Source organism: Prochlorococcus sp. MIT 1342 (genome assembly GCF_047304495.1).
Classification (GTDB): Bacteria; Cyanobacteriota; Cyanobacteriia; order PCC-6307; family Cyanobiaceae; genus Prochlorococcus; species Prochlorococcus marinus_D.
The window spans coordinates 2,224,715-2,241,981 of the sequence record NZ_CP138957.1 but is presented as its reverse complement, the minus strand read 5'-3'; the positions used below and the strand labels follow the sequence as shown (position 1 = coordinate 2,241,981).

Annotated in this window: 17 protein-coding genes and 1 tRNA gene; 9 read left to right on the top strand and 9 right to left on the bottom strand. The window is 50.5% G+C overall.

The window, feature by feature from the left end; genetic code table 11:
• Positions 1-10: 10 nt before the first annotated feature.
• The gene (gene gcvT / locus SIB79_RS11460; protein ID WP_063404457.1) at positions 11-1,135 is read right to left on the bottom strand and encodes a glycine cleavage system aminomethyltransferase GcvT; all 1,125 of its coding nucleotides are present in this window, start codon (positions 1,133-1,135) and stop codon (positions 11-13) included.
• Positions 1,136-1,275: 140 nt separating this feature from the next.
• On the opposite strand from gcvT, the gene SIB79_RS11455 reads away from it, so the two are divergent.
• Positions 1,276-1,521, top strand: a complete 246-nt coding sequence (locus SIB79_RS11455) for a hypothetical protein (RefSeq protein ID WP_063404459.1) — start codon at positions 1,276-1,278, stop codon at positions 1,519-1,521.
• A gap of 104 nt (positions 1,522-1,625) precedes the next feature.
• Here SIB79_RS11455 and speB read toward each other — a convergent pair whose 3' ends face one another.
• The 5 genes from speB to SIB79_RS11430 form a co-directional block, all read right to left on the bottom strand.
• Entirely contained in the window at positions 1,626-2,540 is a 915-nt protein-coding gene (gene speB, locus SIB79_RS11450; RefSeq protein WP_063404461.1) for an agmatinase, read from the bottom strand.
• Positions 2,540-3,400 carry a polyamine aminopropyltransferase gene (gene speE / locus SIB79_RS11445; protein WP_063404463.1) on the bottom strand — a complete coding sequence of 287 codons (861 nt, stop codon included), beginning with the start codon at positions 3,398-3,400 and terminating at the stop codon, positions 2,540-2,542. Before speE ends, speB begins: the two co-directional genes overlap by 1 nt.
• A 289-nt stretch (positions 3,401-3,689) precedes the next feature.
• A complete protein-coding gene (gene arfB, locus SIB79_RS11440) occupies positions 3,690-4,121 on the bottom strand; it encodes an alternative ribosome rescue aminoacyl-tRNA hydrolase ArfB (RefSeq protein ID WP_063404465.1) in 432 nt (143 codons plus the stop codon).
• 569 nt (positions 4,122-4,690) lie between these two features.
• Complete coding sequence (gene mazG, locus SIB79_RS11435; RefSeq protein WP_081215696.1) at positions 4,691-5,605, bottom strand: nucleoside triphosphate pyrophosphohydrolase; 915 nt, start codon at positions 5,603-5,605, stop codon at positions 4,691-4,693.
• Entirely contained in the window at positions 5,559-6,050 is a 492-nt protein-coding gene (locus tag SIB79_RS11430; RefSeq protein ID WP_063404467.1) for a metal-binding protein, read from the bottom strand. The genes mazG and SIB79_RS11430 overlap by 47 nt, the downstream gene beginning before the upstream one ends.
• A gap of 56 nt (positions 6,051-6,106) precedes the next feature.
• On the opposite strand from SIB79_RS11430, the gene SIB79_RS11425 reads away from it, so the two are divergent.
• The 5 genes from SIB79_RS11425 to SIB79_RS11405 all read left to right on the top strand — a co-directional run bounded on the left by SIB79_RS11425 (position 6,107) and on the right by SIB79_RS11405 (position 10,772).
• A tRNA-Val gene (locus tag SIB79_RS11425) sits at positions 6,107-6,178 on the top strand.
• Between the two features lie 386 nt (positions 6,179-6,564).
• On the top strand, positions 6,565-7,047 hold the full coding sequence (locus tag SIB79_RS11420) for an aromatic acid exporter family protein (RefSeq protein ID WP_063404469.1): 483 nt from the start codon (positions 6,565-6,567) through the stop codon (positions 7,045-7,047).
• A gap of 664 nt (positions 7,048-7,711) precedes the next feature.
• A complete protein-coding gene (locus SIB79_RS11415) occupies positions 7,712-9,634 on the top strand; it encodes a C2 family cysteine protease (protein WP_063404472.1) in 1,923 nt (640 codons plus the stop codon).
• A gap of 156 nt (positions 9,635-9,790) precedes the next feature.
• Positions 9,791-10,243 (top strand): hypothetical protein, encoded by a 453-nt coding sequence (locus SIB79_RS11410; protein ID WP_155724690.1) that lies wholly within the window; start codon positions 9,791-9,793, stop codon positions 10,241-10,243.
• 178 nt (positions 10,244-10,421) lie between these two features.
• Positions 10,422-10,772: a hypothetical protein gene (locus tag SIB79_RS11405; RefSeq protein ID WP_063404476.1), complete on the top strand. Its 351-nt coding sequence runs from the start codon at positions 10,422-10,424 to the stop codon at positions 10,770-10,772.
• Between the two features lie 179 nt (positions 10,773-10,951).
• On the opposite strand, the gene SIB79_RS11400 is transcribed toward SIB79_RS11405, so the two are convergent.
• Positions 10,952-11,356, bottom strand: coding sequence for a Fur family transcriptional regulator (locus tag SIB79_RS11400; protein ID WP_063404478.1), 405 nt, complete (start codon positions 11,354-11,356; stop codon positions 10,952-10,954).
• Between the two features lie 830 nt (positions 11,357-12,186).
• On the opposite strand from SIB79_RS11400, the gene SIB79_RS11395 reads away from it, so the two are divergent.
• Genes SIB79_RS11395 through SIB79_RS11385 form a run of 3 tightly spaced genes read left to right on the top strand, consistent with a single transcriptional unit; the run spans position 12,187 to position 15,129 of the window.
• Complete coding sequence (locus tag SIB79_RS11395) at positions 12,187-13,143, top strand: permease (RefSeq protein WP_063404480.1); 957 nt, start codon at positions 12,187-12,189, stop codon at positions 13,141-13,143.
• A 13-nt stretch (positions 13,144-13,156) separates the two neighbouring features.
• The gene (locus tag SIB79_RS11390; RefSeq protein WP_063404482.1) at positions 13,157-13,810 is read left to right on the top strand and encodes a TIGR03943 family putative permease subunit; all 654 of its coding nucleotides are present in this window, start codon (positions 13,157-13,159) and stop codon (positions 13,808-13,810) included.
• Positions 13,807-15,129 carry a hypothetical protein gene (locus SIB79_RS11385; protein WP_063404484.1) on the top strand — a complete coding sequence of 441 codons (1,323 nt, stop codon included), beginning with the start codon at positions 13,807-13,809 and terminating at the stop codon, positions 15,127-15,129. Before SIB79_RS11390 ends, SIB79_RS11385 begins: the two co-directional genes overlap by 4 nt.
• 15 nt (positions 15,130-15,144) lie before the next feature.
• Here the strand turns inward: SIB79_RS11385 and SIB79_RS11380 are convergent, their stop codons facing one another.
• Entirely contained in the window at positions 15,145-16,272 is a 1,128-nt protein-coding gene (locus SIB79_RS11380; RefSeq protein ID WP_063404486.1) for a hypothetical protein, read from the bottom strand.
• A gap of 53 nt (positions 16,273-16,325) precedes the next feature.
• On the bottom strand, positions 16,326-17,255 hold the full coding sequence (locus tag SIB79_RS11375; protein WP_063404488.1) for a metal ABC transporter substrate-binding protein: 930 nt from the start codon (positions 17,253-17,255) through the stop codon (positions 16,326-16,328).
• Positions 17,256-17,267 lie beyond the last annotated feature (12 nt).

The window sequence follows — 17,267 nt, the reverse complement described above, 5'->3', positions numbered from 1 at the left end:
GCGATGGCCTTCAGCTAAGGGAAGGACGGCGATAAAAGGGGCGCTTCACCACCGTTGCCCGGTGGTGCTTGCCGCGGATCTCTACCTCCACTTCGTTACCGATGCGGGCTAGAGCTGTGGGTAGATAGCCCAGGGCTATCGCTTCTCCCAGACTGGGCGACCAGGTGCCGCTTGTGATTTCTCCCACTTTGTTGTTGTTGTGAAGCAGTGGGTATCCATGACGGGCTATGGCTCGTCCAAACAGCTTTAGACCGACCAAGCGGCGAATGGGGCCTTGCTCTGCTTGTTGCTCTAAGGCAGTTCGACCCATGAATGGAGCAGGCATTTCCAGGTGTACCAACCAGCTGAGACCAGCCTCGAAGGGTGTTGTATTGATGTCCATGTCTTGTCCATAGAGGTGCATTGCTGCCTCTAGACGCAGGGTGTCACGGGAACCGAGTCCGCATGGGATGACTCCTTCGGCGAGCAATTTGAGCCAGAGGGCTCGGCCGGCTTCTGCCTCCAGGAGCAGTTCAAAGCCGTCTTCGCCGGTGTAGCCAGTTCGTGCAACGAAGACTGAAGAGGGATCTTCCGCTCCCAGGCCGTAAAACTGCACTTGGCGATGGCCGAAGCGGGGAAGGCTCGCTAGTGATTCGCCACTTAAGCGTTCCAACACCTTGGTCGCTTGGGGTCCTTGTAGTGCCAGTAAGACGCCATTGTTCTTGGCATCCGAGAGTGCGATGCCTGCGGGCTGCAAATGTTGCTTTAACCAGATGGTGTCGGTTTCGCTGCAGGCTGCATTAATCACAATCAGCAGGCTTTGGCTGTCTTGCTTATTGGTGCCAAGGTCATAAATGACTAGGTCATCGAGAATTCCGCCTGTTTCGTTTAGTAGCACCGTGTAGCAAGCCTCACCTGGCCCGATGCGATTGAGGTCGGTTGGAACTAGTGCCTGCAAGGTGTCTTTGGGGTTGGTTCCTTCGAGACGCAGCACTCCCATATGAGAGATATCGAACATTCCCACCTGCTGACGCACTGCCTGATGTTCTTGGAGTAGGCCAGAGAACTGCACTGGCATGTCCCAGCCGGCAAAGGGCACCATCCGGCCGCCTGCATCTCGGCAGAGGTCATGGAGAGGTGTGTGTTGCAGATTCACGGGCTGGACGTTGCAGTGCCGAAATCCTATGGAGGGTGCTATCGGGTTTGCAGAAGCGGAAGGAAAGTCGCAGATTTGACGATTTCAGTCGTCCAATCCGTCAACAGTCCTTACCCTGAGCGTCATTCGGGGATTGAAAAATGTCCACGAGAGCCAGCTGCAAAACCTGTGAACACTGTGGTACCAGTCAGTTGGCTGCTGCAGGTTGGTGTCGTCTTAGGCAAATCAGCGTGCATCCTGAGTTGGCGCACGTTGCTCTGTGTCATCACTGGACAGAACAAGCTCCATCACTGCCATTGTTGAAGGAGAAAGCGACTGAAACTCAGATGGACCGGCAGCTTGAGTTTGGTCGTACTTTGGTTGGTTGTCTTAGTGAGGATCTTTAATCAAGGGATACAGGAGCTGTTTTCAGACCTGGATGTTTTCTGAGCTGTTTTGAGTGTTCGAAGATCTAGCGTGAAACTCTGCTGAAGCAATGGAGTGATGCTGCTCACTTTTGCTCAGATCTTGCAGACAGGCTGAGCAGCATGAGCAGGCTGCGGCTCACCTTGGCGCCGAGCACACTACTCATCCCTGAAGGATCAAGTTGGGGGGCGAGTTCCACCACGTCTGCGCCTACCAGTTGATGGTGTCGTAGTACATCCACGACGGCGGCAAAATCGCGCCATAGAAAGCCGCCTGGTTCAGGTGTGCCCGTCCCCGGCAGAACGGATGGGTCGAACCAATCCAAATCCACGGTGAGATAGAGAGGTTTGCCTTGATGGGGTGCAAGGGCTTTAGCGAGCTCAGTCGCTGCTTGGCCGGGGTTGTGGTTCACCAGCCGTTGCTGATCGTGTAGTTCTTGAAATTCTGCGCGTGTGCCACTGCGGATTGCGAACTGCAGCAGCTGAGCGCTGGGCAGGACCTCGAGGCAACGGCGCATGGCACAGGCATGGCTGTGTCGCGCACCTAGATACTCTTGGCGGAGGTCTGCATGGGCATCGAGTTGCAACAGCACGAGATCTGAATGCAATTCAGTGATTGCAGCCACTGCTCCGGAGCTGATCGAGTGCTCGCCGCCTAGCATCAGCGGCCTGAGATCCATCTGCAGCACGTTTTGGGTGGCTTTTTTGACTGCTTCTACAACGGGCTTGGGGTCGCCGCAGGGAATCTCAAGGGCGCCAAGGTCAGTGAAGGCAAGATCTTCTAGATCCAGATCAAGTTGCGGGCAGTAGGTTTCTAGGCCATTGCTGACGTCGCGGATGGCTGTCGGACCGAAGCGGCTGCCTGGGCGGAATGAAGAGGTGCCGTCGTAAGGCACGCCAAAAAGTCCGACGTTGCATCCGGTAGGGTCGCGTCTTGCAGCCATGAAGATGGCACCTTCGCTGTCGAATCTTGCTGCAGTGGTTGTTGTGTTTTGGGGCATCAAGTCAGTTCCCTTTCAATGAAAGCTGGGATGGCTTCAAAGGCACCCTGTTGCCAGCGGGGGCTCCAGATTTCACAGCTTGCGGAGATGGCGGCTGCTCTTGCTGGGAGTGGGTTGCGATAACGAGGACCATCGATGGCGGCGAAGGTCCAGCTCCACCAGCCGCTTGGATACATCGGCACCCAGCCGTAAAGGGGGTCTGCGTAGCCGAAAATTTGACGGATCAGACGAACAGTGTCGATGTGAACCTGACGGAACGCTTCTGGGGACTCGCTTTGAGTAGCAAAAACTCCTCCGGGCCGCAGGATGCGTCGGCAATGCTCAAAGAAGGTTTGATTGAAGAGACCTTCTGCAGGCCCTGCAGGATCTGATCCGTCGATAAGAATCACGTCGTAGGAGGATTCAGTTGCATTGGCGACCCAGGCAATGCCGTCTTCCAGGTTGAGCTGTAAGCGGGGATCGCTCCAAGCATGGCTTCCAAGGCTGGGCAGATGCTTTTGGCTCAGTTCCACAACTCGGCCATCAATTTCCACCATGTCGAGGTGTTTGACGTCTTGGTAGCGCAGGCACTCCCTTGCTGTGCCGCCATCGCCGCCCCCAATCACCAACACCTGTTCAAGTTGGGCCGCGCTACACAGAGCTGGGTGAACTAAGGATTCGTGATAGTGGCGTTCCTGGTGTTCTGCGGTCATCCAGCAGCCGTCGAGCAACAGCCCTTTGCCATAGCGGCTGCTGTCGATCACCGTGATTCGCTGGTATGGGCTTTTTTCATCAACCAATACACGGCCTTGAAGGCCATAGCGAACACCATGGTGATGTTCATCGATCCAGCCTTCTTCTGGAGTTGAAGGGCTGTCCATGGCAAGGAGGCCTAAAACTGTCTTCCAGCTAAGCCCCCGTAGGGCTTGGTTGCCAGCGTGGACCCATGGTGCAAGACCTTCTGATCACGAATCGCTTGCAGATTTCTGCTGCTGAACTGCAGTGGTGTTTTCAAGGGCTTGTGGGCCTAGAGGGCCGGCGAGCAAAGGAATAGACCGAATTCAATGTTTTTAGCCCTTTTTGGTTGTTCTGCCCGAAGGATATTGTTTTGTACTTAGAAGTGCATCTTTGCATGAAAAATTAACGCAATTCATGCTGACTGAATGCTAATTAGGCATCGAGTGAAGGTTTGGATTGTCGGGTGCGTTTTAATTCGCCGCGTAGTTTTTTGGCTTGAAGACGACGTTTCTTTGCTGCTTGACTGGGTTTGGTTGGTTTGCGTGTCTTGGGAACTGCTTCTAAGCCCATTCGTAAAAAATAAGCCAGTCTCGAAAGGGCTAACTGACGGTTTTGATATTGCGAACGTTCTTCCGCTGCAACCACACGTATACAACCAGCCACCAAGCGATGTTGAAGTTGATTTAATAAGCGTTTTTTTCGAAAAGGTCCTAGTGCAGAGGTTGCGTTGAGATCAAAGATCAGTTCAACTCGACTATTGGTCTTATTGACGTTTTGCCCACCAGGACCTGAAGCTTTGGAGAATCGCCATTGTAATTCAGCTGATGGGATGACTAATTGTGAATTAACTCTTAGATCGTCCATTGACTTTAGTCGCAGATCTTGGAAGTATTTTTTAGGAGTGTGACTCTATTAAAGTGGGCTTAGTAGCATGGCGCATGTTAATGATTGAAACACATGATTGTTGCAGGTCAAGATTTGGTTAGGCCAGATGTAACTGGCCATGGCATTGGCGCTAACCCTTCTTTCTTGAAGGTTGAGATTGTTCATACTTCTGCTTATGGAAACTTCGCAAGACAAGCTTAGAATCTTCTCCTAAGCTAATGACTGGGTTTTGAGGTCGCATCGCTTTTTGGATGCTTTCAAAGCCAAACTCTCCTAATGATCCATTCAATGAATAATTGGCGTCCAAGGGCTAAATTAATAAGCAGGTGATCATTCTTCTTTTTTTTGATTATTACGATTTCGGAATGCCCTCTCGCCTGTCCAAAATGCGATTGCAATTAATACGGCTGTAATCGTTAGGGGAAAATCGGTAATTGATACAGCGAACATTGGATAAATCATCTCTGGCTTTACCTGAAGTAGATGGCTTGAGTTTGAGGTTGTAAATTTAGGCTATAGAACTTGTTCTCATAAGCCTTCAATGTGTGTTAATTCGATATCTTTTTGTCGTCAGCCTCTTCTCGAATTGCTGCTTTGGCTTCTTGCCAAAGTTGTTCTAGCTCCGTTAGTGCTTGGCCGCTTAGCTGGCCCTCGAGTGCTGCTTCAACGCGAGAAAAGCGATCAAGAAAGCGTTGGTTTGTACCTGCAAGGCCTTCTTCTGGGTTTAGGCCGCACCAGCGAGCAACATTCACAAGAGTGAACAGCACATCACCAAGTTCTGTTTGTGCATGGGCTTGGTCTTCATGCTCTACCGCCTCTTTGAGTTCCTCGAACTCTTCTTGCACTTTTCCCCATACTCCATGGATGGTGTTCCATTCGAAGCCAACGTTTGCGACCTTTTTGGAGATGGCCATCGCTCCAGCCAGAGCTGGCTGACCCCTCACCTTGCTACGTAGACGATCGCTTAGTGGACTGTTTGAGGTTGGGCCGGTCTGCTCACTGGCTTTAATCGATTCCCAACTTTGCCGAACTGCTTCGCTGTCGATTGCGACTGCCTCTGCGAACACATGTGGGTGTCGGCGAATGAGCTTTTTGCTGATGCCTCGGGCGATGTCTTCGAGATTGAAGCGTCCTTCTTCCTTAGCGATCTGAGCATGTAGCACGACCTGCAGCAGAAGATCCCCTAGTTCTTCGCTGAGGTGGTTGTCATCGCCGTTGCGGATGGCGTCGGCCACTTCGTGGGCTTCTTCCAACATGCATGGAATCAAGGAGGCATGGGTCTGCTCCAGATCCCAGGGGCAACCTCCCTTTGGATCCCTGAGCTGGGCCACGATGCTGACCAGCTCCGCGATGGCTTCTGTTGGAGCCAGATGTTGTTCGGCGTCCATGGCCATTGGTTTGTATTGGCCTACCTTCTCATCGATGACGCCAGCGATGCCATTCGGCGGGTAGGGGATCGCCATCGAGAATCAGGTGTAGCCAAACACTGGCTTCCAGCCCGAGCAGCACTGCAAGGATTGGCTGGGGATTAAGTCTTAGTTGCTCATTCAATGCTTTGGCAAGGCTGAGCGGTGCAGGAGAACCCAGCGGCTGTAAGAGCATCAGTAGTAGGCCAGTCCAACTCATCAGGTAGGCGAGCCTTAGACCGGTACCAATTAGTGGGCCGTGGGAGAAGAGGGAGCGATGGGGAATCAGTTTGCGGTAGGGCCACCAAAGACCTTGCAAGAGACCCCAGCGCTTCAATGGTTTTGAATAAGTGTCGAGGTCTGGAGACAGCCACAGTCCGCCGACGACAAAGGCCAGCCCACCAATCAGACCACTGGCTAAGCCCATCACAAAGCTCAGGCCGAAGCCAAATGGCAGGCTCCAGAAGCAGGTAGCTTTGTCGTGGTCCTCGCCTGAGGCCATGGCTCTTCTATGGTGATCAAGTCCACCTTCACCTCTTGGGGCACAATTGTCTCTAGGGGCGATTAGCTCAGCGGTAGAGCGCCTGCCTTACAAGCAGGATGTCGCTGGTTCGATCCCAGCATCGCCCATTCCTTGGCCTCAATGACTTTTTGGTTTGCCTAATACTCATAAAAAGCTTTTCACTCAATTCAATGTGCCTTAAATGTGATTGCTAGCCGATAGGATTGCTTTCCTAGTCGAGGGTGGGAAGGCAATGAGCTGAATTTTGCTCTCACCAACTCTTGCTAATGCTCACTCGGCTTTTCCGTGACTAAGTCTCTTAGATATAAGGGTGTATGCATAGCTGGTGAAGAGGGTATGAGAGGAAGTAGCACTTTTGCTTTTCAATTCTGCGGAGTTCAGCTGGGTAAGGTTGAGATAGGGAACTGGGAACAGCAGTAAAGCAAGTATTGAAAATGGCGCAGGACTTAAGATGCTTCTTATCTTTTGTTGGCTGGTTTTATAGAGGCCTAATATTCAAGAGGTCGCAGCTTGGTTTTGGCATGCTCTGCGAACTGCTTTTGCTTTAGTTCTCTCCATAGCCCTGGCTAGTACTTTAAGGCCTCCTGACCCTTACTTGGCAGTGATTACGACCATTATTGTCACCCAATCTGGGATTAAGGATTTTTGGCAGACTTCTCGTCGCCGGTTGTTGGGCACCTTGCTCGAAGTGATCCTCGGTGCCATACAAATCATATGTTTATCCAATAATCTCTTTGGTTTCGAGATAAGTATGCTGCTGTTGGGGCTCTTGTGTAGTGCTTTACAACTTCATCCAAGTGCATATAGATTCGGTGGTATAGATGTAACGATTGTGGTTAATGCCAGCAATCTTGATCAGCTCTGGTTTACGGCCTTGGTAGGTTTTCTTGACGTTGCATTGGGCATTGGTGTGGCTATTTGTTTAGTTCACTGGTGGCTTGATCCGATTGTTGTGACTGAGAAACGACGACCGTGATTCAGGTAGCTGATCGTTGTGCAAAAGCATCTTTGAAGGGCTGCATGCTCTTATTATTTTACATGAGCTATGGAATCATTTTTTTTCTATAGGCCTTCTATCATTCATTTTCTATTCATCGTTTAAATCGTGATTTTGTGCAGAGCGACTAGTAGCTTATTAGGGGCTTCTGGTTCATTTTGATGGCTCAGGAGTAGCTGAAGAGCAGTGGGTTGAAGCAGTTGCGTCGTGGAGCTGACTGCTCTTGTTTTGCCCTCATGCATTGATCTAAGGATTGTTTTTTTATTCCTTTCAAAGCCTGCGCTTTACTGCTTTTGGTTGAAGCAAAAGGATGTTGAAGTGGTCCAGAAGCCTGTGTATAGGCCGTGTCGAATAGGCAGGCGGCAAAGTGATATCCATGCGTGTGATCCTGATCACACTTTTATATGAGCTTAATCAAGGCTTGCATATAAGGAGCCAGCACTTGTCAGTGATTAGCCCTGACAATTTTTAGGAGCCTAAGGATTTATACCTGTCCCATTAATCGCTTTTGAAAATATCGGGATTGATGGTGTGAGTAACTTCACAGTGCTCTGTGAGTTAAGTCATCTATCTCACGCAAATTCTGAGTGATTGTGTGAAGTGAGGGCGACAAGTCCTTGCAACACATTACTCATTTAGACAAATGTTTGAAACTGATTCTTCGGCTGAGTTTCTTGGCCTATCAACTGATCCAAACCGTAAGGGACAAGATTTTGCCAATTCTGGCAAGTCTGCTTATGGGTTTGATGGGAGAGTAGAAGAACTCTCAGGCTCTGCTTCTGCTCAGCAATTAGGCTCCTCTTTAATGGATGACCCTTGGTTGGGTGATATGAGCTGTTCTGATGCTCTTGCCACCGGTCAATCCAAAAAGCAAGATGCTTTAGGAAGTGACCTTATTACTGGTTTTCAGGCAGGGGATAATGGATCTGGAGAGGATGGTGCAGGTACTTTTGCGAATGGCAATACCACTGCTTTTGAGATTAACGAGGTTAATAGCCGACTTGCCCATTCGCGGTATGATCGGGATGAGGTGACTGGGGATAGATACTATTCAAATAACTGTAAAAATTACTATACGACTAACTCGGCTGATGAGCATTGGAGGTTTGATAGAGGTGATGCACGTTGGAATGCAATTGATGTTGGTGAGGTGGTTTACAGAAGCGATGCAATCGTGAATGGCTTTGCTGGGTTTACAACTCAAGGTGTAAGAGACAAGAATGATTGGTATAAATTCACTGTGGGCAAGTCTGGAGATATTGACATCTCATTAACTGGCCTGAAGAAAAATATTGGAGTTGCGCTTTACGGTTCCAGCGGTAATCTAATTGATTGGTCTGACAAGTCTGGAAGTCAGAGTGAATCCATTTTGGAAAATCTCAGCAAGGGTAATTACTATGCAAGGGTTTATAGCTACAAGCAACAGCCTTGGGGGCATGGGCAGACCGCTTACAAATTGAATATTTCTCGTAAAGCAGATAAACTTGAGAAATTTTGGCAGAATATGCTGACTGACTCAAGTGTTGAAAATGCTGCTCTCAATGCAATTAAAACCAATAGCTATCTTTCAAGAAATGATGTTATCGGCATTATTAAGAGTGCTGGAGACTATGGCAGTGTTTCCGCAACTGAGCATATAGACCTCAAGAAGTTTTGGAACAAAGCTATTAACACAACTAATGTAGCTCAAGATGTTAAGGTTCTCTCTGAAAAGGTTATCTTCTCTGACACTAGCAATCAATGGTACACAGGATCAGACAGCATACGCGATAATCTTGGCAACTTGTCAGCTGGCACTAATAAAACAGATTTAAATCTGCTGATTGGCAAACATTTTTTAGGCACAGATCGACCAGCGATTGGCATGGCTGGGGCTACATATACACGAGCAGGCGGCACATTATTTAAGTCTGGTGTTAGTGCGAATGATGTTGATCAAGGTTCCACAGGAACTTGTTACTTCCTTTCAGCGCTGGCTGGAACAGCCAATGATAAACCTGGAATGATTAGCAACATGTTTAAAAGTAATGGGGATGGCACATGGAGTGCCCGCTTCCATACTAATGGCAAGGTCGATTATGTGACTGTTGATCGTTGGATGCCCACTAATGCAGCAGGTCGATACATCCATGCAGATTGTGGTACTAATGGGAAACAATTAGTTGCTGGTAATAATGAGCTTTGGGTTGCTTTAGCTGAAAAGGCTTATGCACAGGTCAATGAATCAGGCAACATTGGTCAAGCCACGGCTACCAATTATTACGGCATCGGCAATCAAAAAAATAGCGGTATCAGTTGGGGCTCGACAGCAGCAGGTATCAGACACGTTACAGGATTGAACACTAGTTCAAATACTATAGGAAGTTTTAATCAAGCCAGCTTGTCTGCACTTGTTAATAGCAACAAGGTAGTTTCTTACGGAGTAGGCGGTCACGCACGCTCCATAGTTAATTACAATAATGCCACTGGCAACTTTACGATTAAAGATCCTTATGGACAAATCCTTTTACGCAATTACACCCAATTAAGAAATTGGGGGGGCTGGGTTTATAATTCAACTACTTGAGCAAATATCTGTTGTACGTACTTTTGAGTTTTGTCATTTAATTAACCGGAAGAGCTTGCAAAAGCTCTTCCGGTATTTCCCACTTTTCATTTGACAATGAATTTAAACTTCATGCTTGCTTGTGTCTCTGCCTGGTTTTACTTATTGGTTCCTATCATGACGTTCGCATCATTTTTTCACACAACTCTTTTCCCAATCAAGGTTGTGGCTACGGATTCTCAAGAAAATTGCTTTGATCCTATTCAAGAGTTTAGTTTACGTGCTTGGCTCGACCCTCTTCAGAATCAAGAGGGCGGTTTACGATCAGATCAATCGGAGGCTATGTCTCAGATTCAGAGCAATAATACTCATGTTTTGAGTGTGGAATTGAGCCTTATTAATCCATCCCTTCAACGGCATATAGCACGTGTGCTTAGTGCAAGCTGGCGCCAGGCTGATGTTTCAGATCACTTCACCTGGAATCTACAGCCAGATTTAAGTCCTTTAAATCGTTTCAAACATACTCAACAGTTGCTTTTAAGTTTGCAACCTGATCAGCCTGTAGAAGTTCAGTTAATGTTGGAATTTAATGGTGCTGTTTGTATGCTTAAAGCCCAGGCGGTACCTTGATGCTTGTTTGTTGTGCACCACGCTTGGTAATTGTCATTGCTGCTCTGAATTGCCAGCTTGCAACCGAGATGCTGCATCAATAGCTTCTTTCAGCATTTGTTTACGGTTCATTGTTTTGTTCTTGTGCATTGCGCCAAGCTGGGAGCATGCAATAGTTCTACCCTCTTAATTTTTCGAGATGGAAAATGGTCCGCGCCTAGGGATTACGCCAACGGCCGCAGCTGAGTTGGTTCGACAGGCTGCTTTGGCCGGCAAGCCAGGCTTGATGCACCTTGATTTGATTAAGGCCACCTACGATGAGGGTTGGCTGTACATTCGACTCCAGCCTGGTGAATGTGGTGGTGTGCCTGTCGCTCGAGCAGATGGCATCACTCTTTTTGCACCGGTTGGCCAGTTCCATTTACTTTCCGGTCTCACCCTCAATTATTATGGAGATTTGAGTGGTGGCGGTTTCTTGATTAGTTTGCCTCAGGGAGCTGAAGCATCTGCTTGTGGTGGAGGTTTTCGTTTTATAGAAAAAGAACAGTAGTTATTTGTAGCAAGTGCTCTGGTCTATTTAACATGCCATGTGAATAGTGGCATGGCTAAATTGTTCAACTGTGATTTGATTTGCTGGTGATAGCTTTTTTTGTTGATCATTTTTATTGCTTTGATGTATGAGCTTTGCAGGAGGTTGGGCCGCTGCCTAAGCGTTTCTTCAGTGAGATTTCAGGGCAGGGTTTGATCCTTTTGGCAGCTCTCACAGTGACCAAAGAACTCAAGTGTGTGGAAGATCAGCTGAAAATTATGACTTTGCTCTTGCGGGATGTTGAGGTTGTGCAAAGGGCAATGCTCGATCGGCAGCGTTTTGCCGCAGTCCACGCATGTGAGGTGATGAAGGTCCCTTTCCACGGGCGCATAGAGGGCTTCACCTGTAGGTAGGTGTCGGCATCTCACCAGGCCTCGTTGTTGAAGCTGGCGCAAGTTTCTGTATACGGTCGCAAGTCCCATGGCATAGGGGCTGTCCTGCAAGGCGCGATACAGCTGCTGACCGCTCATTTCATCGCAACAGCCACGTAGTTCTTTCAAAAGTTGGTTCTGCCGCAGTGTGGGCTGACTTTGATCGACAGGCATGGATGAGCTCGTTCACTTGCTCTTTTAGCTCAGAGGAGCTGCCAAGAGGATTGCTTTTGACAAATTTTTTGCGTAAATGATTCTAGAGAATCAACGAGCAAGACCATTGCATGTATTCAATTTCATGCAAACAGCAGATGTTTAAGCCGATCTCAAGAGAATATAGAACCTTTGATTGACAAACTCTTTGCCTCATTTTGAAATGACATTCGCCAGAGCTTTGGTTTGTGATTCAGTTTCAGCAGTTAACTCACTGATGTGTCATTCATCGCGATGATTCAGAATCAATGGCTAATTTTTATATTTTTGCTGAAAATCAAGCCAGCCCTGCAAAATATGTAAGGTCGTTATTCTCAAGTGGTAGTAAATCCAGTGACCCTTACGTCGATCGCTAATCAAGTTAGCATCCTACAAGGGCTGGAGGTGAAAACAAATGCGTGATTGTTCAAATTGTCACTGATTAATCAGAACATACAATATTTATCAGACCAGGGAAGTTCTTTTGTTTTTCGCATGACAATAGGATCTGGAAGCATCTTGATTAGAGTTCTCGCACTTGCTTTTGCAGCGCTCCCATGAGAGTCAAGTGGAAGAATATCCGCCAAGTTTTTGAACTCAAAAGGGCAATTAGCTTAGTCTGATTCTCAAAGCGAGTCTGCCTCTGCTGTGGGTTATAAGTAGTTTTTAAGGTTGTTTTGGGCGCTCATGTCATTACATGATGAGCAGCGATCACTGGGCACAAGTTTTCAACTTGATCCATCCAATATCATGAAAAATTCTGCAAAAGAATTCCATTGCTGCAGAATCAGCCACATGCACAGTTGAGCTAGATGGATAGGCTCGCCACAGCCTGGGCGATATTTCAGGGCCTTCTGCTTGAAGCGATTCCCTTTCTGTTGCTGGGTGTCACCATTGCTGGCCTGGCCCGCTGGCTTGTACCCCAGGGTGCCTGGATCGGACGTCTCCCCCGGCATCCACTGCTAGCGCCGATCACGGGTGCCTTAATGGGTTTTGCCCTACCTGCTTGTGAATGTGGCAATGTTCCTGTCGCCCGCCGTTTGCTGGCCAGCGGTGCTCCTTTGGGCACAGCCTTCGGCTTTTTGTTTGCAGCGCCAGTCCTGAATCCGATTGTTCTCGCCAGCACCTGGGCCGCTTTTCCTGATCAGTCTTGGTTGCTGATTGCTAGACCACTGGGAGCCTTTCTCATCGCTTTGTTACTCAGTGCTCTTTTGGTGCAGCTACCAGAAGCGCAATTGATTGAATCGTCCTTACTGGCAGAACGGCGTCTTAGCCAGCCCTTGAGCAGCATCGGCCTATTAGAAAGAGGAGCTGGGCTGATCGGAGCCGCGCTACCCGATCCACAACCAACGAGGATCAAGCGACCTCAACTCAGTGAGGTGCTGGAACAAAGCAGCCGGGAATTTCTTGACCTGCTTGCTCTACTCGTACTCGGTTGTGTGATCGCCGCCCTTGTGCAGAGCTGGCTGCCACGCAGTTGGCTATTGGCGGTAGGCAGCGCGCCGACACTCTCGATTGTGGCGTTAATGCTGCTGGCGATTGTGGTTTCGGTGTGCTCAAGCGTGGATGCTTTTCTGGCCCTTGGCTTTGCTGCCCAGGTGACACCTGGAGCCCTGCTGGCGTTCCTGTTACTGGGTCCGGTTGTGGATCTGAAACTTGCAGGTTTGTTCACGGTGTTGCTCAGGCCAAAAGCGATTGGCATCACGGCAATCGTGGCCTGTTTAGGCGTGCTGCTCATCGGCCAGTGGGTCAATTTATGGCAACTTTGAACAGGAGAAAACGATGATGCGTGCCCTGCTTCTGCAGCTGTGGGGATGGATGGTGGTCTGGAGTGTTCATTCAGGTCGCCTCGACCTCCTTCTCGCTGGTGGCTTCCACAAACTTGTCAGTGCTTCAGGAGTGGCGCTGCTGATTGCGGGTGTGATGGTGGGACTTAAAAGCCGCAAGCGGAAAGAATCAGTCTCATGGCCCTGGCTGGCCAGTGCTGGGATGGCAGTCCTTGTGTTAGCAGTGCCTCCGCAACCTTCCTTCAGCGACCTGGCAGCCTCGCGCCCGCAAGGCCTACTTGAACCGCCGGATCTTGCTTTCGTGTTGCCGCCTCAACAGCGCACGCTTACGGACTGGGTAAGGCTATTGCGCAGCCAGCCTGACCCGGATCTGGTGGATGGCAATCCTGTCAACATCAGTGGATTTGTGCTCAATAGAGGCGACCAGCCAGCCCAGATCGCACGCCTTACGGTGCGCTGCTGTCTGGCGGATGCCACCCCTGCAGGTCTACCGGTGACCTGGCCAGTGGACGCTAAACCAAAGGTCAATCAGTGGCTCAAGATTGAAGGGCATATGAAGGTGGAAACACGTCAGGGCCAGAGAGTCGCCGTTGTGGTTCCCGAGATAATCACCCCGATTCCAAGGCCGGAACGACCGCTGGAACCATGAAGCAAAAGATGTGGGTGCTGTTAACAAGTTTCGCGGCTCTGGTACTGGTGCAACAGCAATTGCTGCTGAGCCGTCCACCCCGATTGCTGTCACGCACACCGCAGCCCCTTCAGTCAGGTAGTGCTGCCCTTGACCTTCGCTTCAGTCGGCCGATGCAACTGGGGAGCGTGGCGGCAGATAGTCAACTACAACCGGCCTTACTTCACCGTTGGCAGGGGGAGAACAATCTTCTGCGTTTGTTGATTGATGCCAATCAGAGAATCAAGGCTTCAATTCAGCTGACGGTTGCTGGACAGGATCATCGAGCCCAGGCTCTACCTCCCCAATACTGGTGGTGGGATCCGAGACCCTGGCTGTTAGTGAATCGCCAGGTGGATGGCGGAGACCAACTGCAAGTCCAGAGCCGCGATGGGCGTTGGATACCCCTGAGCCCCACGCTGAATCAGATTCAGAGAGTTGTTCCCCTTGGCAATGGCAAGGGAGCCGCCTTGATCGAAAGGGATAAGGACTGGAAGCAACGACTCTTTTTGCTGCCTTTGTTGCCACGCAATATCACGGCTCATCGCGATCAGCTCGCTGCTCCAAAGGCAGGGAAATTGATGCCATTAGTGCCAGGGCAATATCTTTTTGCTGATCTCAGCAGCAACCTGAACGGTGACCTGCTTGCGCAAACAGGAGGATTCTCTCCAGGAAGTGGACGCACTGAACTGATCAAAGCGGATGGCCAGAGAAGAACCCTTGAGATCAAAGCCTCCGGTCCGATCCAGCTGCTGCCGGCCGGTGGTGGAGCGGTTGTGCCCACCTTCAACGGGCTGACACTGCGTCCATTGATTGAAAACTACAAGACCCCCCAACTCCTCCCCGGGGCAAGGGATCTCGGAGATTTCTGCCAAGCCACGGGCAGGGCAGTGCTCATCCGCCATTGGCCGGACTATCGCCGTTCCATCGAGTTGGTGATTCCAGGATTGCCCCCTAAGCAGCTCTGGCTTGGCGAAGAGTCAGTGCTGGCCTTGAGTTGTGATAACAGGGGCGAGCGTGTTTGGGCGGTTCTTGGTCGCAGGCAGGATCGCCGCATGCAACATGAGCTTGTTCTACTGGATGGCGACGGCTTGGTACTGGGCCGCCGCCAACTAGCACCATGGACTTTTAAGCCACGTTCAATGCTGCAGTTTGACCCTGTGGGCGAACAGTTGTTGATGACCGTCACCAAGCCAGGATGGGATGCAGGTCGAGCGGCTCTAATGGATGCCACCACGCTTGAATGGCTCAAGGTATTGCCAATACGAATTAAGGAGGCACTTTGGTTGTCCGCAGGGTGATCTATCGCTGTTGGCTTAGAAGCTGAATGTGACGCCGGTGCCGACGTGGTGCTGCCAGCCTTCACCCCAGCCTGAGCCTCCTTCTGAACTGTAGGTGGGCTGCCAGTGGGCGAACAGAACAGTGTTGTTGCCGACAGGATATGCAACTTCCAGTTCGCCTGCGAAATCGGTGCGCTGTTCTAGTCCGGAGTAGCTGCCCGGTACGTAGAAGCGTGGTCCAGCGTTGAGGCTGATGTTCAACAGGTCGATATTGAAACCGACTCCAACTCGGGGATCGGTGTAGTTGCCCATCCATGTGCCATCCGATTCCCATCCCTGCCGATGCTCGATAGAGAGATAAACGCCATCGATCAGATCTTCGAGGCGATCGCCGAGAGCAAAATTGACATCTCCATCACCCAGTGCCCAAACTATTTTCGCGCCTAGTTCATTCTTCAGACCCTTAATGTCTTCGCCTTGATCCTTGGTGACGTAGTAGGGATTCCATGAGACCGACAGGCTTAGGCGATCGTTAGGGGAATAGCGCGCCTGTAGGAAACCGCGTACATCGGAGCGTTTGTAGTCGGTGTCATGGGTCCCATGGCCAGCATGGTCGTCATGGCCAGCATGTTCATCGTCATCATGGTCGTCGTCATGGTCGTCGTCATGGTCGTCGTCATGGTCGTCGTCATGGTCGTCGTCATGGTCGTCGTCATGGTCGTCGTCATGATCATCATGCTCGGCATGCTCGGCATGGTCGTCATGCTCATCGTCGCTATGGCTATCCGTCTCCTCGCCATGCTCATCCACATGAACCTTTCCGTAAAAGTGTTCCGCTTCACCCCACACCAGGGCTGGACCAATGGCGGCTTCAATCGCGAAGCTACCGTTATTGCCAAGACCCCACTCCATCACTACGCCAAACAAACCATCGATGGCGTAGTGCTCAGGGCTGCCCTCGAGGTTGGTTTCGAACCCTCCATGACCTTCGATGGTGAGAACGGGTGATGTACGAAATTCCCCTGCCTCTAGCGCTTCTGCGCCACCGCCGCCATGGTTGCCACCTGCAACGCTGGGGCGGCCGACGGTGGCATCAAGCGTTGCTGGAGCAAGTAGGAGCGCTAGAAGTAAAAACTTGGGCCGATTGAAGAGACGATGAGACATTGGTTTGTGTAGGAATGAATTGAAAGGGATTCAACAAAGGTGAAATTGATTGTTCAACGAATCGCGGACCAACGCGCCATAAGTTCATCGGCAGCGGCCTGATCACACTGGCCTCCTTGGCCTTGGACCACAGTGCAAATGTTTAGCGTTGCCGTGCCAACTGTGGAGCGATCGGGAGCGAGGCCATCGGCGAACAGAGGGGCGCCATTCACAGGCAGACCAGTGCTGCGGCTGATGCGGCGCAGGGTCTTGCTGACAGGCAGAGATTCAGGAAAAAGGGTTTGGGCGCCGGAGCCTTGCACTTCAGCTGTGATCGTTCGAAGGCTAGAGGGGCGCAAAACGCCTCCGGTGGTAAAGGAATCGAGCATGGTGATTTGTCGTAGCCCATAGCGATTCGTGAGGTAGCTATAAGCTTTGTGTTCACTCACGAGAACGCGCTGATTCTCAGGAATCGTGGCGAACTGGTTGCCTCCCCAATCACCAACGGCATTAAGGACGTTGATCGCTTCTGCGGCCCGAGCAGTCAATGCAGCCTGTTGCGTTGCAGGCAGGACAGGAGCGAGACGCTCAGCAATAACGGTCACCATCGCTGCTGAATTGGCAGGATCGTGCCAGACATGGGGGTCTAAATCCTCATTAATGGGTATTGCTTTCTCCGCCACGGCAACCACCTTGGCTGAACCGCTGATTTTGTTTGCACTCGGGGTGAGGTTGTAGCCGTTGTGCAACACCAAACTCGCACTGCTCAGAGCCTGTCTGTCGCTTGGCTTGAGCCGGTAGTTGTGGGGATCGCTACCCGGTTGAATCAGGCAAACTACCTTGGCATCTGAGGCCACAAGGGTGCGAGTGAGATCACAGAGCACACCATCAATGGCGACCACGGTTGGCTGACTTGTCTGTGCAGAAACTGGAGTAGTAGAGACTGTGGCTAGAACAAGTAGAGCGTTTATTGCTGAAGGTGTGATACGGCGAGCTGAAGCCAAAACGTTCTAAAA